The organism is Paenibacillus sp. IHBB 10380, from assembly GCF_000949425.1.
In the GTDB taxonomy this organism is placed as follows: domain Bacteria; phylum Bacillota; class Bacilli; order Paenibacillales; family Paenibacillaceae; genus Paenibacillus_AQ.
Map to the genome: position 1 here is coordinate 4,297,400 of NZ_CP010976.1, position 23,314 is coordinate 4,320,713.

The window sequence follows — 23,314 nt, forward strand, 5'->3', positions numbered from 1 at the left end:
ACACATTCACAATCCCAAGTCAATAATCTATTTGCGGATTATTCCTGATTTTTTGTTGCTTTGAATATGTGATATCCCTTATCCCTCGTAATTTCTTCGACCACCTGAAATAAGCTTTGAAGTTTAGCCTTAGCCGATGGAGCACCCTGCTTCTTCTGAATAACCACCCACAAGGCTCCCCCAATGCGAAGATGTTCATAGGCTTGCACAAAAATGGAATGTACGGTTTCCTTCCCCGCTCTAATAGGAGGATTCGTTACAATAACATCAAATTGTTGTCCTTCCACAGAGGTGAAGAGGTCACTCTCCAAGATAGAGACATTCGCAATTCCATTCAATTGCGCATTCTCTTTAGCAAGTGCAACTGCGCGACTATTCACATCTACCATTGTCACATGTCCATCTTGTGCCAACCGAGCTGCTGCAAATCCGATAGGACCATAGCCACAACCAACATCAAGCACAGAGGATCCGATAGGTATATCCATTGCTTCAACCATTACTTTACTACCATAATCGACACCATTTTTAGAAAATACACCCGCATCACTAATAAAGCGATAGTTTTGTCCTCTTAACCTCTCTTCAATCATTTTGCGGTTATGCTGTGACTCCGGTTGGTTGGAATAATAATGCTGTGGCATCCTTCTCCTCCGAATCTGTTATTTTCATTCTATTTTTTCCTAATAAATCTATTTTGACACAAACTAATCAAAAACAAACCCCTTGAACAGAATTCAAGGGGTTTGTTTTTCTAAAATATAAGAAAGTATAAGTTTTCACTATAACTTTGCTTATATTTCTACGAGAAACGGTTACCGTCCCTTTAAGGACGGCGAAGCCGTTTCTTCTTGGATGTAATACTTAAAAGAAGATAAGAAGGAATTACTTCACTTCTACAGATGCGCCTGCTTCTTCTAACTTAGCTTTAACAGCTTCAGCTTCTTCTTTAGCTACTTTTTCTTTCAAAGCTTTTGGAGCGTTGTCTACCAATTCTTTAGCTTCTTTCAAGCCAAGACCAGTGATTTCGCGAACTGCTTTGATAACGTTGATCTTGGAAGCGCCAGCGCTAGTCAAGATTACGTCAAATTCGGATTGCTCTTCTGCTTCAACTGCAGCAGCACCTGCAGCAGCTACTGGAGCTGCAGCAGTTACGCCGAATTCGTCTTCGATTGCTTTAACAAGATCGTTCAATTCCAATACAGTCATACCTTTAATGGCTTCCAAAATTTGTTCGTTACTCATGGTTGAACCTCCAATTTTATATTTAAATTATTTTGTCCTACATTAAACATTAGAAGATTCCAACACTTACGCGCTTTGGTCTTCTTTTTCAGCAACAGCTTTAACTGCAAGCGCGAAGTTCCGCACAGGTGCTTGCAATACGCTGAGTAGCATGGAAAGAAGTCCGTCGCGAGAAGGAAGTTCTGCCAGTGCTTTAATTTCATCTACACCAATTACTTTGCCTTCAACCACTGCACCTTTTAATTTCAATGCATCATTCTTCTTAGCGAAATCGTTAAGAATTTTGGCTGGTGCCACAGCATCTTCTCCACCGAAAGCTACAGCAGTAGGACCTGTTAATACAGCATCCAAATCTGTAAGCCCAGTAGCAGCAGTTGCGCGACGTAGCAAGGAGTTCTTAAGAACTTGAAATTCAATCCCAGCTTCACGAAGCTGCTTGCGCAGTTCAGTTGCTTGGGCAACGTTCAATCCACGGTAATCCGCAATAACGGTTGTTACGCTTCCTTGTAACTTTGCCGTTACGACATCAACTGCTTCTTGTTTAGCTTGAATTACTTTTGCATTTGCCAATCTATACACCTCCTGATAGTTTACTATACAGCATCATAATAGATGCTGAACCATTCTACATAGGCAAGTAAAAAGCCTCCGTAGAATTACGAAGGCCTGATGAATCATCATTTGCAAGGACTTTCGTCCAACAACTACTGACGTTCTATCACAACACCTCGGTAGGAAATTAAGCCAAAGGCTCCTACTGTCTACGGTAAGCATATTCAACTTTAGGGTTAATTCAAATTCACTTGCAACAACTCTTACATTTTAACAAATAATATTAACAAAGTCAATATTATTATATTATTTGTAAGAAGCAGTGCTTACGTGTGCGCTTGGGCCCATCGTGGAAGAGATCGCAATCCCTTTCAGATACACACCTTTAGCAGATGATGGCTTAGCACGGTTTAACGCATCAAGTAAAGATTTAAGGTTCTCATTCAATTGTTCTGAAGTGAACGATACTTTACCGATTGGCGCGTGAATTTGAGCAGATTTATCGAGACGGTATTCGATCTTACCAGCTTTAATTTCTTGAACAGCCTTAGTAACATCAAATGTAACTGTGCCAGCTTTAGGGTTAGGCATCAAACCTTTACCACCAAGCAGACGACCCAGTTTACCAACCTCACTCATCATATCAGGTGTCGCTACGCAGACATCGAAATCGAACCAGCCTTGTTGAATTTTGTTGATCATATCAGCATCACCAACAAAATCTGCACCAGCCGCTTCCGCTTCTTTCGCTTTGTCACCCTTTGCAAATACCAATACGCGTTGTGTTTTACCTGTGCCGTGAGGCAAGACAACAACACCACGAACGGCTTGGTCTTGTTTACGTGGGTCTACGCCCAAACGAACTGCAGCTTCAACGGTTTCGTCAAAATTAGCAGTCGCTGCCTTTTTCACCAGTTCAACGGCTTCTGAAGGCTCATATACTGTTTCACTATTAATTAGCTTCGCAGCTTCTTGATATTTCTTACCATGTTTAGCCATGAGTTTGTTCCTCCTTTGTGGTGTTAGCGGAAATTCCTCCCACAATTTAACGATCTTCATCAGACCTTTGTTGCATTAGAGCGAAGTACTAGTCTTCGATCGTAATACCCATACTACGAGCAGTACCTTCAACCATACGCATTGCAGCTTCAACAGTTGCAGCATTTAGATCCGGCATTTTTTGTTCAGCGATTTCACGAACAGTAGCACGTTTAACCGTTGCTACTTTCTTCTTGTTAGGTTCGCCTGAACCCTTCTCAACCTTAGCAGCTACGCGAAGTAGAACTGCAGCCGGTGGAGTTTTGGTGATGAACGTAAAAGAACGGTCTTCAAACACCGAAATTTCAACCGGAATGATCAAACCTGCTTGATCAGCTGTACGAGCATTGAACTCTTTACAGAATGCCATAATGTTGACACCTGCTTGACCCAAAGCTGGACCTACCGGTGGTGCTGGATTCGCTTTACCTGCAGGAATCTGCAGTTTTACCATCTTGATAACCTTTTTAGCCATGTAAAACACCTCCTTGCATCAATAGTGGTAAACGGACAATAGTGCCCTCCCACAAGAAACTAGAAGATAATTAAATCTTCTCCACTTGAGTAAAATCTAACTCTACTGGGGTTTCCCGTCCAAACATGTCAACATGAACCTTAATCTTGCTCTTGTCGACCAAAATTTCTTCCACGGAGCCCACGAAATTCGCAAAAGGTCCGACTTTAATTCTGACGGATTCCTTAAGTTCGAATTCAATTTGTGGTTTAGGTTCATTCATGCCCATGTGTTTAAGAATCTGTTCCATTTCTTCTGGAAGCAGAGCAGTGGGTTTAGAACCTGAACCTGTTGAACCGACAAAACCTGTTACTCCCGGTGTGTTGCGAACAACATACCAAGAATCGTCAGTCTGAATCATTTCGACAATGACATATCCTGGGTAAACTTTACGCATGACGACTTTTTTCTTACCGTCTTTGTTTACCACTTCTTCTTCCATTGGAACAAGAACGCGGAATATCTTGTCTTCCATGCCCATGGACTCAACGCGTTTTTCCAAATTGGCCTTGACCTTATTCTCATACCCGGAATAGGTATGAACGACATACCATCTTTTCTCCATATCAAGCCACCTGGGACCCTTCTTAAATAATCGCTTCGATCACAGCGGAAATGCCGATGTCTAGTACCCAAAAATAAATTGTGACGACTGCAATGGTGCCAAGAACGATGAGAGTATAGTTCGTCAATTCTTTACGATTGGGCCAGCGAACTTTTTTAAGTTCACCCCAGCTTTCTGAGAAAAAGGAAAAAAGAGACTTGAAGCTGCGTTTCACCGACTACACCTCCAATAAAACTATCTGGTTTCGCGATGAGGAGTTTGCACGTTGCAATACTTGCAAAATTTCTTCATCTCCATGCGGTCGGGGTTATTCCGCTTGTTCTTCGTGGTTGCGTAATTTCTTTGTTTGCAATTTGTACAAGCCAAAGTGATAATTACCCGCATGATGTTGCACCTCCCGTAGACGCCTTCTTTACGAAGACTCTATATTGGTCCCAATTGAAAAGACTTAACCATCCATTGCTGAAAGGAAAAAGCCGTTTCTGCGAGATGAATAAGAAAGACTGCAAGAAAAGTTCCGCTTTCTCATCCATTAAAAACACGCGAAATTAGGCCTACCTAAACCACTTTATCACATGGTGCAAACCATGTCAATGAAAGAATGAAGGCAACGGGAGTATGCACAAACCCTCTTTTGTCAGTCGTCTCAGTCCCTTTTTACTCTCTCATAACTGCTTGCAATCATTTACCAGTATGGTTCATTCTTGCAAAGACTAAACCTTCGTATTTCACGAGTGAAAAAAAGACTCGGTTTACGAGTCTTCCAAATATCAGCGTCTGTTTAGTTATCTCTTACTTCTAAATATCTCTCCAACTTGCGTTTTACACGTTGAAGAGCGTTGTCGATTGATTTAACATGTCGTTTGAGATCAACTGCAATTTCCTGATAGGAACGGCCGTCCAAATACAACATGAGAACCTTACGTTCTAAATCACTTAAAATTTCCGACATCTTGTCTTCTAAGCCTACAAACTCTTCTTGATTAATAATTAGTTCTTCGGGATCACATATCTGCGAGCCACAAATAACATCGAGTAAAGTGCGGTCGGAATCTTCATCATAAATGGGCTTGTCCAAAGATATATAAGAATTTAGAGGAATATGCTTTTGTCTTGTCGCCGTCTTAATTGCCGTAATGATCTGTCTTGTAATACACAGCTCAGCGAAAGCTTTGAATGACGATTGCTTGTCCCCTCTAAAATCTCGAATCGATTTATATAAACCGATCATTCCTTCTTGGACAATATCTTCACGATCAGCACCGATCAGAAAGTAAGATCTGGCCTTGGCGCGCACAAAGTTCCGGTATTTGTTGATTAAGAACTCTAACGCCTCACTCTCTCCTAAACGGAAAGCCTCGACGATGTCCTCATCACTCAGGCATACATATTCAGAAAACATTAACTCCTTGAGGTCAACACTCACCAAGAATCCCCCCGGCTGCAACGCAAGGTACACCGTTACTCTGTGAAATATACGATAAGTATATATTATGTAACCTACACCGTCAACCACCTGATACCTAAATAGAACGATGAATTGCAAAAATGTCAAGGGCTTCAATTTGGTAACAGCATCCGCTCAACTTATTCGCGACGCCATCGTTCAAATAACTTACGCTGCTCAGCACTTAGTTTACCATCCAAAGTATTACGGGTCGACTTACTATTGTCTCGCTCAATCCGTTTCTGAATTTCACGATCACTGTTCTCGACCTCAATAAGCAGCTCCCTGGCTGACATTCGTAGTGCACCTTTAGCAAAGATAACATGCTGTTCGATGAAATCGCTAGTGGCTACATAGATTTGACGACGTTTTCTACTTAATTCCCCGACTAATCGCTCTATCGTTTCATCAGCCGTTTCTTTTTCCTTGGTGAAATATACTTGTAATTTGCTCTGAGAGAATGATTTACCGAGTCCTGGAACTCGATAAGCATCAAAGACAACGATCACATGCATTCCAGTAAAAGCCTGATAGTCTGACAATCGTTCAAGTAATCGGTCTCTTGCTCCTTGCATATTATTCTGCGCTAATTCCGCAAGCTCGGGCCAGCCCCCGATCATGTTATAAGCGTCAACAAGAAGCACATCCCGCAAATCAGCCATACACGACTACCCTTCGAGGTGTCGACGACGTAGCACTTCGTACATCACTACACCCGCTGCAACGGAGGCGTTTAGCGAATTAATTTTACCTTCCATAGGCAACTTGATCAACACATCGCACTTTTCACGAATTAATCGGCCCATTCCTTTGCCTTCATTCCCTATAACCAGTGCAACAGGACCATTGAATACTTCAGTATCGTAGATTCCCTCTGTAGCGTCAACATCCGTACCCACTACCCATACGCCTTTTTCTTTCAACTGATCAATCGTTTGACCTAAATTAGTCACTTGAGCCACAGGTACATATTCAACAGCTCCAGCAGATGTTTTGGATACCGTTGCTGTAACCTGTGCAGAACGACGCTTTGGAATGATAACGCCATGGGCTCCCGTGCAGTCGGCTGTACGCAGAATCGAACCTAAATTATGTGGATCTTCAATCTCATCTAGTAAAATCAGAAAAGGATGCTCGCCCTTTTGTTCAGCAATAGCTAAAAGCTCATCTACCTCCGCATAAGTGTACGGCGCTACTTGAGCCACCACTCCTTGATGCTGTACATCCGGCACCAATTGATCCAACTTGCGTTTGTCCACATGTTGGATAACAACGCCCCGTTTCTTAGCCTCGGCAACGATGGGCAGTGTTAGATGTTTCTGTGCATTCTCATAAATCCATATTTTATTGATACTTCGTCCTGAACGAAGTGCTTCTGTAACAGAATGTTTACCCGCAATCATTTCTTCTTCCATGTCAATCCTCCTGAGTGTAACTGAATCAATCATTTTAGCTTAGTTGTTCCATGTATTGAATACCGATCTCGACCAATTCATTTAATCTCTCGGTTTGATTTGTATAATACAAGTACCCGATTAAACATTCAAACGCCGTTGCATGTCGATACTCTAAAACATCTGCATTCTTAGGTATACTTCCTGACTTAGCATTGCGACCCTGCCGTACCACATCTCGCTCCTCATCTGTCAATACCCCATCTAGATGAGTTACAATCTTACTTTGAGCTTTGGCAGATACTAACTGCGTAGCTGAGCGATGAAGATGATGAGGTCTCAAATTAGACTTAGATACCAGGTATTGTCTTACAGCTACTTCATACAACGCATCTCCAACATACGCGAGCACGATTGGAGAAATCAACTTCGCTGGTTTGGAAGGTGGGTAAGGAAACCACTCTCCCGCTCCAGCCTGAGACCGCCCTTTCACATCGTTCGGACCGCTCATTTACGCCGCCAGCGCATACCTTGCGCGGTGTCTTCTAAAAGAATCCCCTTAGATGCTAACTGATCGCGAATTTCATCTGCACGGTTCCAGTTCTTCGATTGGCGCGCTTCTACTCTCTCAACAATAAGTTGCTCAATTTCTTCATCCAGCAATTCATCTTTTACAGCAGAGTAAAGACGTAACACCTGATTCATCTCGTCAAAAACTTCCAATAAAGCTCGTAAATCAACAGATTTAGCAATCGGCTGCTGTAGTAATAAATTGCTTTCATTTACCCAATCAAACATAGCCGTGATAGCATCAGGCGTATTGAAGTCATCTTGCATTTTGTCATGATAGGTTTCTAATATTGAGGAAAGTTTGCCCTGAAGCTCTTCACTCACTGTGTCATCAACATTATCCACTACTGAAGTCAACCGATGTTTAATATTGGTGACTGCATTGCTTATACGTTCAGTACTCTTCTCAGCTTGATCTATCGTCTCATCATTAAAATTAAGGGGGTTACGATAATGAGTAGATAACATGAAATAACGTATGGACTCCCACTTATACTGTTTGCGCAGATCCTTTACTAGAATGCCGTTACCAAGTGACTTAGACATCTTCTCGTTATCGATCCGAATATAGCCATTGTGCATCCAATAGTTAGCAAACGTCTTACCTGTTAGCGCTTCAGTCTGTGCTACCTCACATTCATGATGTGGGAACTGAAGATCCTGTCCACCCCCATGAATATCAATGCTATCTCCTAGATAGCGACGCGCCATAGCAGAGCATTCAATATGCCAGCCCGGGCGACCATTCCCCCATGGACTAGACCAGTAAATTTCTCCTGGTTTTGCTGCCTTCCAGAGTACGAAATCTTCTGGATGTTCTTTACGCTCATCCACCCCAATCCGAATTCCGAATTGAAGCTCATCTAGCTTCTGATGAGATAACTTACCATACTCTGAGAACTTATGAGTTCGGTAGAACACGTCTCCACCATTCTCATATGCATAACCTTTATCTTCAAGTTCTTGTATGAATTCAAGAATAGAATCCATATTCTCCGTTACTCGTGGATTTAATGTGGCGCGAGTAAGTCCCAGACCCTCAAGATCTTCATAGTAGGCCCCAATAAAAGTATCCGCCACCTCTGGTACTGTACTGTTCATTTGCTCGGATTTACGAATGAGCTTATCATCAACATCAGTGAAATTGACAACATAATTCACTTCATTACCCAATTGTTCTAAATACATACGTACGACATCGAACACAATCATCGGACGTGCATTGCCGATATGAATGTAATCGTAAACAGTAGGTCCGCATACGTACATTTTTACTTTTCCTTGTTCCAGTGGTACAAAGTTCTCTTTCTTCCGAGTCATTGTGTTATAAATTTTAAGCACCATGTGTTCAAGTCCTCTCGTTCTTTAAGATTATTCACATCCAGTAGGCACTTCTTTCGAATTCAGTCGCTGTTTCTCCTGCTTCATACTTTCTAGCTCCATACGAAGCTTCTCAACCTCCAGCTGAAGCAGGCGCATAGAATCAACGACTGGATCCGGTAGCTGATGACTGAGACGATCCACTCGTCTACCGTCCTTCTTGACGATTGTACCTGGTATACCCACCACAGTACTATTGGATGGAACTTCTTTTAATACAACCGAATTAGCTCCAATGTTACACTGGTCACCTATCGTAAAAGAACCGAGTACTTTAGCTCCAGATGCAATGACAACATTATTTCCAATGGTGGGGTGACGTTTACCTTTTTCCTTACCTGTTCCCCCAAGAGTTACACCTTGATAAATAACTACGTCATCTCCAATTTCACATGTCTCACCAATAACAACGCCCATGCCATGATCTATAAACAATCGATTACCGATTGTAGCACCCGGATGGATCTCAATCCCCGTCATAAAGCGACTACACTGTGAGATACAACGCGACATGGCAAACCACCGACGTTTATAGAGAGAATGTGCAACACGGTGGGCCCAGATAGCATGAAGCCCTGAATAGGTGAAGATAACCTCAAATAGTCCTCTGGCAGCAGGATCATTCTCAAATACCGCTTGGATATCTGATTTGATGTGCTTAAACATATCTTTTCCCCTCTTCGTCACTCTCAGTTCTCCATGTGTGTCTACCTATCTTCTCTAGTTGTTAGATATAAACAAAAAACGCCCCTGCAGCATATGCTGCAGAGACGTTGGACGCGGTTCCACTCTGCTTGGGTTGGGTATATTGTCTCTTTAATAAATCAATGACAATATAGCTCAGCCCCTCTTGATGCTTGATAACGGAAGACGATCCGACACGGCCTAACAGAGCATACTTACTCTGCTCAGACACATAGCTCACAGGCGCATTTCTGCTACTGACATATAGATAACTCTCAGCCATTAAGAAGACTAATCATTAATCTCATCTTCTTTGGTTATCCTCTCTGGAAAATGCCAAGGTAAACATACTTCTCCTGATCCCAGCTGTTTCATATTCATTTATATTCTTACTCATCATTGTATAGATCATCATAGAGTTATTTGGATAGTATTATATCGAAAAGTCTGAGACCTGACAAGGATCAAAGCAGACCTATTATTTCGACTATATTATGCTAAGCACCATTAATCTGTGCTTTTAATCTATTCTGAACTACCTCTTTACCCAATAAAAATATCGTTTGATTCAAATCACGACCATGCGTCTGACCTGTCAGTGCGACACGAATCGGCATAAATAACTGCTTACCTTTGAAGCCTGTTTCTTTCTGTACTTCCTTGATGAGAACAGCCATATTAGCTGCTGTAAATTCATCCGTACCTTCTATCTTTGCTAAGAATGCTGCTAACACGGTAGGCACTTGCGCTTCTGCAAGAATGCCATTCGCTTCGTCGTCCAATTCTAAATGTGTACGGAAGAATACTTCCGATAACTCTACAATATGAGATGCTGAAATTAACTGCTCCTGATACAATGCGACCAATGACTTGGCCCAAACTGTCTGCTCTTCATTCAATTTCTCTGGCAAATGTCCCGCACGCTGTAAATGAGGAACAGCTAATTCAGCAATACGATCTGGATCTGCATGCTTAATATAATAATTATTCAGATGAGCAAGCTTGTTCTGATCAAATACGGCAGGACTCTTTGACAAACGATCAGCATTAAAAATGGAGATTAGCTCTTCCTTACCAAAAATTTCTTCCTCACCTTCAGGAGACCAACCCATCAATGCGATGAAATTAAACAAAGCTTCAGGTAAATATCCCAATTGATCATATTGTTCAATAAACTGAACAATAGACTCATCACGCTTGCTAAGCTTCTTATGATTCTCATTCACAATCAATGTCATATGTCCAAAGTGTGGCGCTGTCCAGCCCAATGCTTCATAGATCATTAACTGACGTGGTGTGTTAGAGATATGGTCTTCTCCACGTAGTACATGAGTAATCTCCATCTCATGATCATCAATAACTACTGCAAAATTGTAAGTCGGAATGCCATCTTTCTTAACAATAACGAAATCACCCGTATCATGTGTATTGAAAGAAATGCTTCCCTTAACCATATCATCAAAAGTATAAGTCGCATCCTCCGGTACTCGAAAGCGAATACTCGCAATACGTCCTTCTGCCTCAAACGTACTACATTGCTCTTCCGTTAAGTTGCGATGTTTACCTGAATAACGAGGGGTCTCCCCACGAGCGGTTTGCTCTTCTCGCTCCTGCTCCAGCTCCTCTTCTGTACAGTAACAACGGTAAGCCAGGCCACGATCTAGCAGGTCCTTCCAGAATGTGCGATAAATATCGAGTCGTTCAGTCTGACGATAAGGCCCGAAGGGTCCCCCGACATCCACACTCTCATCCCACTCCATTCCAAGCCACTTCAAATATTTCAGCTGGCTTTCTTCCCCACCAGCAACGTTCCGTTTCACATCTGTATCTTCAATTCGAATAATCAACTTTCCGCCTTGATTACGAGCATACAAATAGTTAAAAAGCGCTGTTCTTGCATTTCCAATATGTAAATGTCCTGTTGGGCTTGGCGCATAGCGCACACGCACACTACTGGTCATATAAATCCCTCCGATTCGTCATTTCCGATACTTCAAGATGATAGCATATCTTGGACAAGGCATACAATAGATTGCGCGGCAATCCCCTCTCCACGTCCAACGAACCCAAGTTGTTCCGTAGTCGTTGCTTTTACGTTAACTTGTGAAACCTCCGCTTCTAGCACTTTCGCAAGAACCTCAGCTATTTGTGGTATATAGGACGCCATTTTGGGTTGTTGAGCTATAATCGTGGAATCGATATTACCAAGACGGTAGCCCTTCTCCTTAGCGAGACTCCATACATGCTCTAGTAGCTTAAGACTATCCGCATCCTTATAATCTGGATCTGTATCCGGAAAGTGTTTGCCAATATCTCCAAGTCCTAGAGCGCCTAGAATAGCATCTGTAACGGCATGCAATAGAACGTCTGCGTCAGAGTGACCCAACAGTCCCTTCTCATAAGGAATCGTAACCCCGCCAATAATACACGGCCTTCCCGCTACCAATTGATGCACATCAAATCCTTGTCCTACTCTTATCACGATTTACCCTCTCCCTTACGTTTCTCTATAAATTCGGCATACTCCAAGTCTTCTGGTGTCGTCAACTTGATATTGGTGTAACTTCCTTCTACCACAGCCACAGGAATCCCCATTCGCTCCACTAGCATCGAATCATCCGTTCCCACAAATCCACATGCCTCTGCATCTTCATGGGCATGAATCAGATCGGACATACGAAAAGTCTGTGGGGTCTGAATAGCCCACAGACTTTGACGGTCTGGCGTTGCCACAATCGTACCTGCTCCATCCACCTGCTTAATCGTATCCTTCACAGGTACAGCCAGTACCGCTGCTCCTTTACGAATCGCCATATCATAACAATCCTGAATATTTAGAGGGTCTATAAACGGTCGCACACCGTCATGCACCATAACCCACTGCGTACGGATCTTCATCAGACCTTTATATACAGAATGTTGTCTCTCTCTACCACCCGGAATCACATGCACGACCTTACTCAGCTTGTACTCTCTCAGCCATCGCTGACAACGCTCTACGTCCTCTTCACCTGTCACCAGGACAATTTCCTGTACTAGTGGCATGTCATTAAATACTTCCAATGTATGGATGATTACGGGCTTCTCCTGCAGCAGTAGGTACTGCTTATTCTCACGAGTACGCATACGAGAACCTTTGCCCGCTGACACAATGACGACTCCCAGACTGTTGTCCATCGCTATACTCCTGTCTTCTGCTCCCAAGTATAAGAGGTTGTTCAAAAAGTCAGTAGTCGATTTTCTGAACACACACTATAAGGAAAAATTATTACTTCCATCATACCGTGTTTACTGGGCTTTTTCCATCAATTTCGGTTTCGCAAATATCATCCTACCTGCAGAAGTCTGTAGTACGCTCGTTACAAGCACCTCCATAATCATGCCAATATACTCACGTCCACCTTCCACGACAATCATAGTACCGTCATCTAAATAGGCTACACCTTGACCATGTTCTTTACCGTCCTTAATCACCTGCACCATAATCTCTTCACCAGGTAATACAACAGGCTTCACTGCATTGGCCAAATCATTAATATTTAATACAGATACGCTTTGAAGTTCACATACTTTATTAAGATTGAAGTCATTAGTAACCACTTTACCTTGAAGTACTTTTGCCAGCTTCACTAGCTTACTATCGACTTCAGATATATCTTCGAAATCTCCTTCATAGATCATAACTCGAATATCTAGTTCTTTTTGAATTTTATTCAAAATATCAAGGCCTCTGCGCCCACGATTCCGTTTCAATAAATCGGAAGAATCCGCGATATGCTGCAATTCTTCAAGTACAAATCTAGGAATAACAATCGTGCCTTCAATAAACCCCGTTTTACAAATGTCTGCAATCCGTCCATCAATAATGACACTCGTGTCCAGAATTTTGTGTTCCTCTAGCTTTCTTTCATCAGATAGCTCAGCCCGGCTCCATCTTCCCGATGTCCATAACGTTGCTAATTCTTCCTTTTTGGCCATCCCTACACGAAATCCCATGTAGCCACAGACTAAAGTGATTCCTACCCCAATCATTTGTCCCACTTTACCTAACCATGCTAAACTTGGATACAGTAGCAGTGCAAGCACAAGTCCCCCTATCAAGCCTACTGCTCCAGCCGTTAACTCGTTCATAGGCATTTTTGAAAAGGCCCCTATGACATGATGCAATGTGTATGCAACCCTATCTGCGCAAAGGGAGCCTATCAACATAAATAAAATAGCGCCCAACATAGCACAGACTAAACTCCCCACGATCGATGATTGTTCACCAAACATATTTATTACCTTTGGGAACGAACTCCCTGCCGTATGATACAACGTGTAACCAAACCATGCACCACATAGTCCTATGAATGCTAAAATGGCTTTTTTTAACATAAGTTCCCTCACCTCCTTCTTAAAAATCATAATTGTCAATCAATTCCTATATTCAGTATGGTCTGTTTTCATGCAACGTAACCCCAATCCCTACATTTTTTATGTGAAGCTTACGTGGAATTTACATTCTATTAAGAGAAGATGTTTCATTTCTGGTTGAAAATAACTAAAAGTCTGGCTTATAATGAATTCAATTCATAATACTAGAGGTGGTTAGGAAAATGAGCGCTCCAAGTTTACAAGAATTTCAAGATCAGGTATCCGAACTGTTACTTCGTCACCGTAGCCTATTGGATGTGCTATCAAAGAATGGGCAGAGTAGCGCCTCTGTGAACCGTGCTGTCACCAAAGCTATTACCGACTGCGGCTGTATTGAGCTGCATGCCACCAAACAGATCTATGAGCCTGGAATCAATCTTGAAGCGGCTAAGGATGTTATGGGAAGCCATGTTCATGGACAGTTGTGCGAGAACTGCAAAGAAATTGTTAGTACAGAATTAGGACGTAATTTATTCTATATGTCTGCTCTTTGTAACGTGCTAGATATCAATCTGGATAATGTCATTCATCAGGAATCGAAGAAATGCTCGACCCTTGGTCTGTTTAACATGTCTTAAGATGTTTTGACAAGGATAAACGACTTTGTCGTCCCAATAGAATGACCTTCGTTTACCCTTACAAAAGGCCACTATTCTAATTTACAATATTTGTATATATGTATGCAAAAAAAAAGCATTTATCTCACTGCATGTTGCAGGAAATAAATGCTTTTTATTTGAATGAAAGTCATTTAGTTATTATCAGAGTGTACCGTTTCTTCCTCAGTTGCTTTATTACGACGACGTCTCATTCCTCTTTCCACACTTTGCTTCACACCGTAGACCGCATATACAACCAAAGGAATAAAGATCAGTTTAGAAATTTGTTCTGGAAAAATAACTGCAATTGCCACAGCCACTATGATTACTATAGGCGTAAACATAACTGCCTTCTTAGGTAGCCCAACTTTCTTGAAATTAGGGTATCTCACTCGACTTACCATTAAATAAGAAAGCAATAACATAGCAATGATCATATAAGTGCCAGAGATCTCTTTGTAGAACAAGGATAATGTAGCAAGCACACCACCCGCAATTGGAATTGGTAACCCAACAAAAAATCCAGGAATTCCACGTCGAACATTAAACCGAGCTAAACGGAGCGCTCCACACATCGGGAAAATTGCCGTAACCGTCCAAGCTAATGAATCAGGCATCCCTTGTAATGTAACCATATACATAATAAGTGCAGGTGCTACACCAAAAGAGATAACGTCCGAGAGAGAATCTAATTCCTTCCCGAATTCGCTTTGTACATGCAGTGCTCGAGCTAGGCGTCCATCTAAACCGTCCAGCAACATTGCAATAATGACCATGATAGCAGCCATGCTAAATTTCCCCTGCAGTGCCATCATCATTCCAATCATTCCGAGAAATAGATTACCTAAGGTAAACATATTCGGAATAGACTTTGTTATCATCTCTTCACCTCAAATATCATATTGCCCCATATCATCCATTGATTGTAGGTTATTTACACTTGCCTGTCAATGAATACTTGCTCTTGTAAGCGCATTAAACCTTCCTTGATATTCCTTGCCCTAACCTCACCGATTCCATCAACTTCATCCAATTCATCCACAGTAGCCATCATGATATGAGGCAGTTGTTCGAAGCGTTCCAGAAGGTTATGGATGATCACATTAGGGAGTCGTGGAATCTTATTTAACACTCTGTACCCCCGCGGCACAATCGACTCCTCCGACACAGCAGACACTGGGTAACCAAGCAAACGGACAATATAGTTAATATCAAGCAATTCATCATTAGAAGCACGCTTTAAGCCTGCAATAATCTCACGAATTTTGTCTTCATCATCCACTTTTGCATAATCTTTATATAACAACCAAGCTTCGACTTCCATGTTGCTAACTAATTCATCTAGCTGCATGCTTATAAGGCGTCCTTCATTTCCTAGCTCTGTGATATATCTTTTGATCTCTGTCTTAATTCGCAGCACCATTTCAACCCGTTGAATCACGTTAACAACTTCGGGAATAGTTACCAATTCTTCGAATTCAGAAGCAGACAAATTCGTTAATGACTGGTTTAATACAGACCTGTATTTCTCCAACGTCTGAATCGCTTGATTAGCTTTGGTCAGAATCACACCGATCTCTTTGAGTGAATAACGAATCGAACCTTGATATAGCGTAATAATATTACGCCTCTGTGAGATGGAGACCACTAATTTATCCGTTTGTTTAGCAACTCGCTCTGCAGTTCTATGTCTGATTCCCGTCTCTGAAGATGCAATAGAGGATTCAGGGATAAGCTGCGTATTTGCATAAAGGATACGCTTCAAGTCCTCACTTAGTATTATGGCGCCATCCATCTTTGCTAACTCATATAAATAATTGGGTGAGAAATCACAATTGATTGAGAACCCACCATCCACGACCTCCATAACTTCAGGGCTATAGCCTACAACAATGAGTGCGCCTGTCTTAGCCCGCAGTACATTCTCCAAACCATCCCTGAAGGCTGTTCCCGGCGCCACTAACCTGAGTAAATCATTCATTTTATCTAACTGATTCGCTGCTTCTTTCATCCTTATATTCCCCCTAATCTAACGCAACCGATAATGCCTTTGCTACAGTAGTAACTCCGACAAGTTCTATTCCTTTGGGATGCTTCCATCCTTTTAAGCTTTTCTCCGGTAAAATAACTCTCTTAAACCCTAACTTCTCAGCTTCCTTCACCCGTTGCTCGGCACGAGATACACCTCTGACTTCCCCTGTTAATCCCACTTCTCCAAAAAAGACATCATAGGGTTTTGTCGGTAAATCGCGAAAACTGGAGGCAATGCTGACTGCAATCGCCAAATCTACTGCAGGTTCATCAAGCTTCACACCACCCGCAACGTTTAGATAAGCATCTTGATTCTGAAGAAACATGCCCATTCTTTTCTCTAATACAGCAATAATGAGTCCCATTCGATGATGATCTATTCCGGTACACATGCGTCTTGGGGATGGAAAATGAGTAGGTGTAATCAGTGCCTGCAACTCCACGAGTACAGGCCTTGTTCCTTCGACACTAGCCACGACTGTTGAACCAGCTACGCCAAGGGGACGCTCTGAGAGAAATAGCTCTGATGGGTTCTCTACCTCAGTTAACCCCACCTCACCCATTTCAAAAATACCAATTTCATTCGTTGAGCCAAACCGATTCTTAACGGCTCTCAGCAATCTATAAGTATGATGACGTTCTCCTTCAAAATAAAGAACGCAGTCTACCATGTGCTCAAGCATTCTAGGTCCTGCAATAGCACCTTCCTTGGTCACATGACCCACTAATACCGTAGCAATACCCATACCTTTAGAGACACGCATAAATCGAGCTGTACATTCCCTTACTTGAGATACACTACCTGGTGCACTGGTGACTTCAGGTAAATAAACAGTCTGAATAGAATCAATAACTAAAAATTGAGGTTGAATACTTTCAATAGCTTCTTCTATAGCTTCCATATTCGTTTCACATAATACGTACAGCTCAGGAGAGAGCGCACCTAATCGATCAGCGCGTAATTTCGTTTGTCGTACCGATTCTTCCCCTGATATATAAAGTACCCGTAGGCCTGATATTGATAAAGAATGTGAAGTTTGAAGTAATAAAGTCGACTTTCCTATCCCGGGATCACCACCTACTAGAACAAGTGAACCTGGAACAATGCCTCCACCTAATACCCGATTCAATTCACCAATACCGGTATCCACTCTGTCTTCTTTACTGCTCTCTATATTTATGATGGAGAGCGGCTTTTCTTTACTCTGAAAAATAGAAGAATTCATGCCTTGTGTCTTAACGACTACCGTAGACTCTTCTACCATTGAATTCCAAGCCTGACACCCCGGGCATTTACCATACCATTTTGGAGTTTCATATCCACATTCACTACAAAAAAACTTTGTTTTACCTTTAGCCATGGATGTCTCCTTCATTAAAATACATAAACTTCGCTAATTCTATCCACATTCATTTCGAATATGCATTATTAAAAGTTTACCATTTATAAATATTTATCGTAAGGTATTATCAAAAAGTTTACAGTAGCTTGATTAAAGCTGCAAGAAGGGGCCTTTATATCTACTAATAATGCTCTCTTATGTTCATAATCATGTAATAAATATTAAAAAGGGGCAACACCCACAAGCAGGTATTGCCCTTCGTTATTTATATCATTCAGATACAGGAGTATCGAGTAATTCTGTTCTACGATCTTGCTTCTCAACTGTTAAACCATTCTCGCCTTCATCAATAATAAGGGAGTCACCTTTACTGATATTTCCTGTTAGAAGCTCTTCGGACAAACGATCCTCAATATGCTTTTGAATCGCCCGACGAAGGGGTCTTGCACCGAATGCCTGATCATAACCTTCTTTTGCCAAGAAGGCTTTAGCTTTATCGGTTAACGTGAAGTCAACCTCATGTTCACGCAGACGTTTACGTAACACTTCTGACATGAGCGTAACAATCTCTGCAATATGTTTTTGTTCTAAGGAATGGAATACGATAATTTCATCGATCCGGTTCAGGAATTCTGGACGGAAGCTCTTCTTAAGCTCTCCCATCACTTTATCTTTCATATTACCATAATCAGCACCACCGTCTTGTACAGCAGTGAAACCTAAAGTTGAATTTTTCTTGATTGCTTCGGCACCTACGTTAGATGTCATCACGATTAATGTATTACGGAAATCAACTACACGGCCTTTGGAATCCGTTAAACGACCATCCTCTAGTACTTGAAGCAATATATTGAACACTTCAGGGTGAGCCTTCTCGATCTCATCCAATAGTACAACAGAATAGGGTTTACGACGTACCTTCTCTGTTAATTGACCGCCCTCTTCATAACCAACATATCCTGGAGGCGCTCCAACCAAGCGCGATGTTGAATGCTTCTCCATATATTCAGACATATCAATCCGAATTACAGAATTCTCATCACCGAACATAGCTTCAGCCAAAGCGCGAGCTAGTTCTGTTTTACCTACACCTGTAGGACCTAAGAATATAAATGAACCAATAGGACGCTTAGGATCTTTAAGTCCAGCACGAGCGCGACGAATCGCACGGCTTACTGCTTTAACTGCTTCATCTTGACCTACAAGACGTTCATGCAGAATGGACTCCATATTAAGGAGACGTGCTGTCTCTTCTTCCTTGAGCTTACTTACCGGGATTCCTGTCCAGCTAGCAACCACTTGAGCAATATCCTCAGGAGTTACTTCTGAGTCCGTACTTCCTTGCTTCTCTTTCCATTGGTTCTTCGTAACATCAAGCTCTTCGCGAATTTTTTGTTCTGTATCACGTAGAGCAGCTGCCTTTTCAAATTCTTGGCTTTGTACAGAAGCATCCTTTTCCTTACGTATATCTTCCAAGCGACTTTCCAATTCCTTCAGATTGGGTGGGATAGTGTACGAATGAAGTCGTACCTTCGATCCAGCCTCATCAATTAAATCAATAGCTTTATCCGGTAGAAAGCGATCTGGAATATAACGATCTGACAACTTAACAGCTTCTACAATCGCTTCATCCGTAATTTTTACACGGTGATGCGCTTCATAACGATCACGCAAACCAAATAGAATTTGAATAGCTTCTTCTGGAGAGGGTTGATCTACTGTAATCGGTTGGAAACGACGCTCCAATGCTGCATCTTTCTCAATATATTTACGATACTCGTCAAGGGTGGTAGCACCAATACATTGCAGTTCCCCACGAGCAAGCGAAGGTTTCAGTATGTTAGAAGCATCAATTGCGCCTTCAGCACCGCCTGCACCAATCAATGTATGCAATTCATCAATGAAAAGAATAATATTACCTGCTTGGCGAATCTCATCCATAATCTTTTTGAGGCGATCTTCAAATTCACCACGATACTTTGTACCTGCTACAACAGATCCCATATCGAGGGTCATGACACGTTTATCACGCAATGTTTCTGGAATTTCATTATTAATGATTTTTTGAGCAAGTCCTTCAGCAATCGCCGTTTTACCAACCCCTGGTTCCCCAATTAGAACTGGATTGTTCTTCGTCCGACGACTCAATACCTGAATAACTCTTTCGATTTCCTTGCTCCGTCCAATAACTGGGTCTAAGTTACCTTCTTTAGCATACGCCGTTAAATCACGCGCTAAACTGTCGAGAGTCGGCGTGCTTACATTAGCTTGTGTACCGTTATGATTGGATACAGCTTCGCTGCTACCCAAGAGTTGAAGCACTTGTTGACGTGCTTTGTTTAAGCTAATTCCTAGATTATTCAGTACACGTGCTGCCACACCTTCTCCTTCACGGATCAGACCTAGCAGAATATGTTCTGTTCCAACATAGGTGTGTCCCAGTTTACGGGCCTCATCCATAGAAAGTTCAATAACCTTCTTAGCACGGGGAGTATAAGCGATATTCGTTGGTTGTTCTTGACCTCGTCCAATGAGTGTCTCCACTTCATCTTGAATTTTCTCAAGCCCCAGACCAAGTCCAATTAAAGCCTTGGCTGCAATGCCATCTCCTTCACGAATAAGACCAAGCAAAATATGTTCTGTTCCTATATTATTATGTCCTAAACGAACAGCCTCTTCCTGAGCCAAAGCCAGCACCTTTTGCGCACGTTCCGTAAATCTTCCAAACATCATAATCCCCTACACCTCCATGAGTTTTGATACCTTTGTACTTCTAAGCAATACTTATATCGTATTAAGAATGTGGTGCACCTAACTTTTCACGAATCAATCTCGCGCGATACATATCTCGTTCCTCTAAATTCATTTCTTCACCGAATGTTTTTTGTAGAAATCCTTGTTGTGTCATCACATTCAATTCATTCATCATTGGGATGGACGGACCTTCAATGATCCCCAAATCAACACCAAGTCTCACATCAGATAAACGTTGCGCTGCCTCTTTAGAATCCAATATTTCCGCAAATAGCAGAATACCATACGATCGTTTAACACGATCCTTGATTCGCAGCTTAGACTCATTCAGCAATCTCTGCCTAGCATTCTTCTCGTGTTCGATAATTTGCATTACTACATTGTGTAAATTATCGATGATTTCAATTTCAGTCTGACCCAGTGTAATCTGGTTGGATATTTGAAAAATATTACCTGCGGCTTCACTACCCTCACCATAAATACCTCTTACGGTTAATCCTACTTGGGATACAGCAGAGAGAATTCTGTTAATTTGTTGAGTCATTACAAGTGCAGGTAAATGCATCATAACAGATGCTCTTAGACCTGTTCCAACATTTGTCGGACAACTTGTGAGATAGCCTCTTTTACCATCAAAAGCATAATCTATATGAGCTTCAAACAAATCATCTATAGCGGTTGCTTTCTCCCAAGCTTCGCGGACTTGGAATCCAGGATACAAACATTGAATGCGCAAATGATCTTCTTCGTTAATCATAATACTTACGGATTCATCTTCACTAAGAATAACAGCCCCATTTTGCGACTCGTTAGCAAGACTAGGACTAATGAGATGCTTCTCCACAAGTACCTTTTTATCTAGTGAAGTAATTTCGTTTAAGGTTATCATATGAAAGGTTCCAAAAGAATGAAGATCTTCATACGTCTTCATATCTGTTAGAAGCTCCAACACTTCCATCGACTGCTCACTTGTGGCAAGCAATGGAAAAGGAATTTGCTGCAAATTACGTGCAACCCGAACACGGCTGCTGATGGCAATCTCGGAATCATTTGCGTTACCGAGCATCCAGTCACTAAGAGCTTTTTCTGTAAACCGGAGATTTGGCATCACGCATCATTCCTCCTTCTTCATTGTTCGGATATTTCTTTCTCAAGCTCTCTAATCTGATCTCGAAGGTTTGCTGCCTCTTCAAATTCTTCCTGTACAATACGTTGCTGTAGCTCATGCTTTAGCTCATCCAGCTTACGTTTCACCTGGATCTTGGCGCCGCCTCGCTTCGGTATTTTACCAACATGCTCCGTACTGCCATGAACTCTTTTGAATAAAGGATCTAGACGATTATCAAAATATTTATAACATGAGCTACAACCAAATCGCCCAGTCTTACTAAATTGAGTATACGTCATCCCACATTCTTCGCAACGAAGTGATTGAGCCGCTTGTGAGGTACCTGACTGAATCTTACTCGCTGTGTCGAAATCAATGAGTCCTGACAGCAAACTGTGAATAGAAAATCCACCTGCTGCTCCAGGAATATTCTCACCTTTCTCCCGCGCACAGCTCTCACAAATATGAAATTCCGTCTTCTCTCCATTTACAATCTTCGTAAAATGAAGAGTAGCGGGTTTAATTCCGCATTCTTGACAAAGCATTTCGATGTACCTCCTTGTCTTAGCAGGCTATTTACCTAATAAAGAGATCAGCATCGCTTTCATTATTCTGGCACGGATCTCGTCCCGGTAAGGAAGCTTTATCATAAGACATTCTCTTGAAATCGCTGCGCGCATCAAGTTAGCTTCACGTTTGCTTAAAAAGCAGGATCCCTCAAGCTGATAGATTAATCCTTCCGCCATCGTCTGATCGATGCCTTCACCAATGGTCTGACGGAGATGGGTGTGCAGTCCCGAATGCTCAGGAAGATCAATTCTCTGTATGCGAATATAACCTCCACCACCCCTTTTACTCTCCACGAGATAGCCCTTCTCCAACGTAAAACGAGTACTGATGACATAATTGATCTGCGATGGTACACAGGAGAATTTATCTGCCAGATCGTTGCGCTGAATTTCTATTGTTCCTTCGGGACTTTCATGCAGAATATTCTTCAGATATTGTTCTATAATATCGGAGATATTGCGCATCACTCATCCTCCACTGTTTGAAACGTTAACCTGAGATGGACCACATCATGTTAAAACATACCTACAAATGATTTACCCAAAAAGAATGAGTCGCGAAAACTTGCCACTGATCTAATTGAGACGCATATATAGCATGTGTATTTCAGGTTATTGAAACAAATCATTATTTCAACACTGTTGACTTTGACTTTCTTTGACTTTGTTAATATTATATCATATTTTTTTATTTTGCCAAGAGGTGGGGTTAATTTTAGTGTGGACCTAAATATACAAAAGTATTCTAATAATAATGAAGGGTTTGCTTAAAATTTGATATCCTAACGTAACTTTGTATAAATATATAGAAAAAAACCACTGTTGATAAAATCAACAGTGGTTTTTGCTTGGCGACGTCCTACTCTCCCAGGACCCTGCGGTCCAAGTACCATCGGCGCTGGAGGGCTTAACGGTCGTGTTCGGGATGGGTACGTGTGGAACCCCTCCGCTATCGCCACCAAACAGGATTTTTCAACTGCTTGTCTACTTTGTATACCTTATACAAAATATTCAATTCCCCTAAAGAGATGCAATTTAAAATCAGCACAAGGTTTAATCCTTGAAAACTAGATACGAAACGAATTTGCAATGTTAAAACAGCATA

The 23,314-nt window shown here is 41.8% G+C and carries 27 protein-coding genes, 1 rRNA gene and 1 other annotated feature; of the genes, 1 reads left to right on the forward strand and 27 read right to left on the reverse strand.

Annotated elements, in window-relative coordinates; genetic code table 11:
• Positions 1–38 precede the first annotated feature (38 nt).
• From UB51_RS19620 to UB51_RS19705, 19 genes are all read right to left on the reverse strand, one after another.
• Positions 39–644, reverse strand: coding sequence for a class I SAM-dependent methyltransferase (locus UB51_RS19620; protein WP_044878728.1), 606 nt, complete (start codon positions 642–644; stop codon positions 39–41).
• Positions 645–885: 241 nt separating this feature from the next.
• Complete coding sequence (gene rplL / locus UB51_RS19625; protein ID WP_044878729.1) at positions 886–1,245, reverse strand: 50S ribosomal protein L7/L12; 360 nt, start codon at positions 1,243–1,245, stop codon at positions 886–888.
• Between the two features lie 66 nt (positions 1,246–1,311).
• Complete coding sequence (gene rplJ / locus UB51_RS19630; protein ID WP_044878730.1) at positions 1,312–1,815, reverse strand: 50S ribosomal protein L10; 504 nt, start codon at positions 1,813–1,815, stop codon at positions 1,312–1,314.
• Between the two features lie 59 nt (positions 1,816–1,874).
• Positions 1,875–2,030: a sequence feature (ribosomal protein L10 leader region), on the reverse strand.
• Positions 2,031–2,103: 73 nt separating this feature from the next.
• Positions 2,104–2,796, reverse strand: coding sequence for a 50S ribosomal protein L1 (gene rplA, locus UB51_RS19635; protein ID WP_044878731.1), 693 nt, complete (start codon positions 2,794–2,796; stop codon positions 2,104–2,106).
• Between the two features lie 88 nt (positions 2,797–2,884).
• A complete protein-coding gene (gene rplK / locus UB51_RS19640) occupies positions 2,885–3,310 on the reverse strand; it encodes a 50S ribosomal protein L11 (RefSeq protein ID WP_044878732.1) in 426 nt (141 codons plus the stop codon).
• A 70-nt stretch (positions 3,311–3,380) separates the two neighbouring features.
• A complete protein-coding gene (gene nusG, locus UB51_RS19645; protein WP_044878733.1) occupies positions 3,381–3,914 on the reverse strand; it encodes a transcription termination/antitermination protein NusG in 534 nt (177 codons plus the stop codon).
• Between the two features lie 22 nt (positions 3,915–3,936).
• Positions 3,937–4,128, reverse strand: coding sequence for a preprotein translocase subunit SecE (gene secE / locus UB51_RS19650; protein ID WP_044878734.1), 192 nt, complete (start codon positions 4,126–4,128; stop codon positions 3,937–3,939).
• Positions 4,129–4,148: 20 nt separating this feature from the next.
• Complete coding sequence (gene rpmG / locus UB51_RS27355) at positions 4,149–4,298, reverse strand: 50S ribosomal protein L33 (protein WP_076577037.1); 150 nt, start codon at positions 4,296–4,298, stop codon at positions 4,149–4,151.
• A gap of 397 nt (positions 4,299–4,695) precedes the next feature.
• Entirely contained in the window at positions 4,696–5,340 is a 645-nt protein-coding gene (sigH, locus tag UB51_RS19655; protein WP_044878735.1) for an RNA polymerase sporulation sigma factor SigH, read from the reverse strand.
• A gap of 161 nt (positions 5,341–5,501) precedes the next feature.
• A complete protein-coding gene (locus tag UB51_RS19660; protein ID WP_044878736.1) occupies positions 5,502–6,023 on the reverse strand; it encodes an NYN domain-containing protein in 522 nt (173 codons plus the stop codon).
• Positions 6,024–6,029: 6 nt separating this feature from the next.
• A complete protein-coding gene (gene rlmB / locus UB51_RS19665; protein WP_044878737.1) occupies positions 6,030–6,776 on the reverse strand; it encodes a 23S rRNA (guanosine(2251)-2'-O)-methyltransferase RlmB in 747 nt (248 codons plus the stop codon).
• Positions 6,777–6,810: 34 nt separating this feature from the next.
• Positions 6,811–7,266 carry a Mini-ribonuclease 3 gene (locus tag UB51_RS19670; RefSeq protein WP_044878738.1) on the reverse strand — a complete coding sequence of 152 codons (456 nt, stop codon included), beginning with the start codon at positions 7,264–7,266 and terminating at the stop codon, positions 6,811–6,813.
• Positions 7,263–8,669: a cysteine--tRNA ligase gene (cysS, locus tag UB51_RS19675; protein WP_044878739.1), complete on the reverse strand. Its 1,407-nt coding sequence runs from the start codon at positions 8,667–8,669 to the stop codon at positions 7,263–7,265. Before cysS ends, UB51_RS19670 begins: the two co-directional genes overlap by 4 nt.
• Before the next feature lie 27 nt (positions 8,670–8,696).
• The gene (cysE, locus tag UB51_RS19680; RefSeq protein ID WP_044878740.1) at positions 8,697–9,371 is read right to left on the reverse strand and encodes a serine O-acetyltransferase; all 675 of its coding nucleotides are present in this window, start codon (positions 9,369–9,371) and stop codon (positions 8,697–8,699) included.
• Positions 9,372–9,432: 61 nt separating this feature from the next.
• Positions 9,433–9,630 (reverse strand): hypothetical protein, encoded by a 198-nt coding sequence (locus UB51_RS19685; RefSeq protein ID WP_160297287.1) that lies wholly within the window; start codon positions 9,628–9,630, stop codon positions 9,433–9,435.
• Positions 9,631–9,886: 256 nt separating this feature from the next.
• Positions 9,887–11,350, reverse strand: coding sequence for a glutamate--tRNA ligase (gltX, locus tag UB51_RS19690; protein ID WP_044878742.1), 1,464 nt, complete (start codon positions 11,348–11,350; stop codon positions 9,887–9,889).
• Between the two features lie 32 nt (positions 11,351–11,382).
• A complete protein-coding gene (gene ispF, locus UB51_RS19695) occupies positions 11,383–11,871 on the reverse strand; it encodes a 2-C-methyl-D-erythritol 2,4-cyclodiphosphate synthase (RefSeq protein WP_044878743.1) in 489 nt (162 codons plus the stop codon).
• Complete coding sequence (gene ispD, locus UB51_RS19700) at positions 11,868–12,566, reverse strand: 2-C-methyl-D-erythritol 4-phosphate cytidylyltransferase (RefSeq protein WP_044878744.1); 699 nt, start codon at positions 12,564–12,566, stop codon at positions 11,868–11,870. Before ispD ends, ispF begins: the two co-directional genes overlap by 4 nt.
• A gap of 111 nt (positions 12,567–12,677) precedes the next feature.
• Complete coding sequence (locus tag UB51_RS19705; protein WP_044878745.1) at positions 12,678–13,766, reverse strand: PIN/TRAM domain-containing protein; 1,089 nt, start codon at positions 13,764–13,766, stop codon at positions 12,678–12,680.
• A 221-nt stretch (positions 13,767–13,987) separates the two neighbouring features.
• On the opposite strand from UB51_RS19705, the gene UB51_RS19710 reads away from it, so the two are divergent.
• The gene (locus UB51_RS19710) at positions 13,988–14,383 is read left to right on the forward strand and encodes a nucleoside triphosphate pyrophosphohydrolase family protein (RefSeq protein WP_044878746.1); all 396 of its coding nucleotides are present in this window, start codon (positions 13,988–13,990) and stop codon (positions 14,381–14,383) included.
• 173 nt (positions 14,384–14,556) lie between these two features.
• Here the strand turns inward: UB51_RS19710 and pssA are convergent, their stop codons facing one another.
• From pssA to rrf, 8 genes are all read right to left on the reverse strand, one after another.
• A complete protein-coding gene (gene pssA, locus UB51_RS19715) occupies positions 14,557–15,285 on the reverse strand; it encodes a CDP-diacylglycerol--serine O-phosphatidyltransferase (protein ID WP_044878747.1) in 729 nt (242 codons plus the stop codon).
• Positions 15,286–15,338: 53 nt separating this feature from the next.
• Positions 15,339–16,415, reverse strand: a complete 1,077-nt coding sequence (gene disA / locus UB51_RS19720) for a DNA integrity scanning diadenylate cyclase DisA (protein ID WP_044878748.1) — start codon at positions 16,413–16,415, stop codon at positions 15,339–15,341.
• 13 nt (positions 16,416–16,428) lie between these two features.
• Positions 16,429–17,796 carry a DNA repair protein RadA gene (gene radA / locus UB51_RS19725; protein ID WP_044878749.1) on the reverse strand — a complete coding sequence of 456 codons (1,368 nt, stop codon included), beginning with the start codon at positions 17,794–17,796 and terminating at the stop codon, positions 16,429–16,431.
• 252 nt (positions 17,797–18,048) lie between these two features.
• Positions 18,049–20,511, reverse strand: coding sequence for an ATP-dependent protease ATP-binding subunit ClpC (clpC, locus tag UB51_RS19730; protein WP_044878750.1), 2,463 nt, complete (start codon positions 20,509–20,511; stop codon positions 18,049–18,051).
• A 61-nt stretch (positions 20,512–20,572) separates the two neighbouring features.
• The gene (locus UB51_RS19735; RefSeq protein WP_044878751.1) at positions 20,573–21,640 is read right to left on the reverse strand and encodes a protein-arginine kinase McsB; all 1,068 of its coding nucleotides are present in this window, start codon (positions 21,638–21,640) and stop codon (positions 20,573–20,575) included.
• A 20-nt stretch (positions 21,641–21,660) separates the two neighbouring features.
• A complete protein-coding gene (locus UB51_RS19740) occupies positions 21,661–22,185 on the reverse strand; it encodes a protein-arginine kinase activator protein McsA (RefSeq protein ID WP_044878752.1) in 525 nt (174 codons plus the stop codon).
• A gap of 27 nt (positions 22,186–22,212) precedes the next feature.
• Positions 22,213–22,674 carry a CtsR family transcriptional regulator gene (locus tag UB51_RS19745; RefSeq protein ID WP_044878753.1) on the reverse strand — a complete coding sequence of 154 codons (462 nt, stop codon included), beginning with the start codon at positions 22,672–22,674 and terminating at the stop codon, positions 22,213–22,215.
• A gap of 381 nt (positions 22,675–23,055) precedes the next feature.
• Positions 23,056–23,172: ribosomal RNA gene (gene rrf / locus UB51_RS19750) — 5S ribosomal RNA — on the reverse strand.
• Positions 23,173–23,314: the final 142 nt, after the last annotated feature.

Bases quoted from the DNA above. Each gene is read 5' to 3' on its own strand.
- UB51_RS19710 (WP_044878746.1), top strand. From the start codon at position 13,988: ATGAGCGCTCCAAGTTTACAAGAATTTCAAGATCAGGTATCCGAACTG.
- UB51_RS19745 (WP_044878753.1), bottom strand. From the start codon at position 22,674: ATGCGCAATATCTCCGATATTATAGAACAATATCTGAAGAATATTCTG.
- ispD (WP_044878744.1), bottom strand. From the start codon at position 12,566: ATGGACAACAGTCTGGGAGTCGTCATTGTGTCAGCGGGCAAAGGTTCT.
- UB51_RS19740 (WP_044878752.1), bottom strand. From the start codon at position 22,185: ATGCTTTGTCAAGAATGCGGAATTAAACCCGCTACTCTTCATTTTACG.
- UB51_RS19620 (WP_044878728.1), bottom strand. From the start codon at position 644: ATGCCACAGCATTATTATTCCAACCAACCGGAGTCACAGCATAACCGC.
- rplL (WP_044878729.1), bottom strand. From the start codon at position 1,245: ATGAGTAACGAACAAATTTTGGAAGCCATTAAAGGTATGACTGTATTG.
- gltX (WP_044878742.1), bottom strand. From the start codon at position 11,350: ATGACCAGTAGTGTGCGTGTGCGCTATGCGCCAAGCCCAACAGGACAT.
- nusG (WP_044878733.1), bottom strand. From the start codon at position 3,914: ATGGAGAAAAGATGGTATGTCGTTCATACCTATTCCGGGTATGAGAAT.
- pssA (WP_044878747.1), bottom strand. From the start codon at position 15,285: ATGATAACAAAGTCTATTCCGAATATGTTTACCTTAGGTAATCTATTT.
- disA (WP_044878748.1), bottom strand. From the start codon at position 16,415: ATGAAAGAAGCAGCGAATCAGTTAGATAAAATGAATGATTTACTCAGG.
- clpC (WP_044878750.1), bottom strand. From the start codon at position 20,511: ATGATGTTTGGAAGATTTACGGAACGTGCGCAAAAGGTGCTGGCTTTG.
- cysS (WP_044878739.1), bottom strand. From the start codon at position 8,669: ATGGTGCTTAAAATTTATAACACAATGACTCGGAAGAAAGAGAACTTT.
- rpmG (WP_076577037.1), bottom strand. From the start codon at position 4,298: ATGCGGGTAATTATCACTTTGGCTTGTACAAATTGCAAACAAAGAAAT.
- rlmB (WP_044878737.1), bottom strand. From the start codon at position 6,776: ATGGAAGAAGAAATGATTGCGGGTAAACATTCTGTTACAGAAGCACTT.
- UB51_RS19660 (WP_044878736.1), bottom strand. From the start codon at position 6,023: ATGGCTGATTTGCGGGATGTGCTTCTTGTTGACGCTTATAACATGATC.
- rplK (WP_044878732.1), bottom strand. From the start codon at position 3,310: ATGGCTAAAAAGGTTATCAAGATGGTAAAACTGCAGATTCCTGCAGGT.
- UB51_RS19705 (WP_044878745.1), bottom strand. From the start codon at position 13,766: ATGTTAAAAAAAGCCATTTTAGCATTCATAGGACTATGTGGTGCATGG.
- radA (WP_044878749.1), bottom strand. From the start codon at position 17,796: ATGGCTAAAGGTAAAACAAAGTTTTTTTGTAGTGAATGTGGATATGAA.
- UB51_RS19735 (WP_044878751.1), bottom strand. From the start codon at position 21,640: ATGCCAAATCTCCGGTTTACAGAAAAAGCTCTTAGTGACTGGATGCTC.
- rplA (WP_044878731.1), bottom strand. From the start codon at position 2,796: ATGGCTAAACATGGTAAGAAATATCAAGAAGCTGCGAAGCTAATTAAT.
- UB51_RS19670 (WP_044878738.1), bottom strand. From the start codon at position 7,266: ATGAGCGGTCCGAACGATGTGAAAGGGCGGTCTCAGGCTGGAGCGGGA.
- cysE (WP_044878740.1), bottom strand. From the start codon at position 9,371: ATGTTTAAGCACATCAAATCAGATATCCAAGCGGTATTTGAGAATGAT.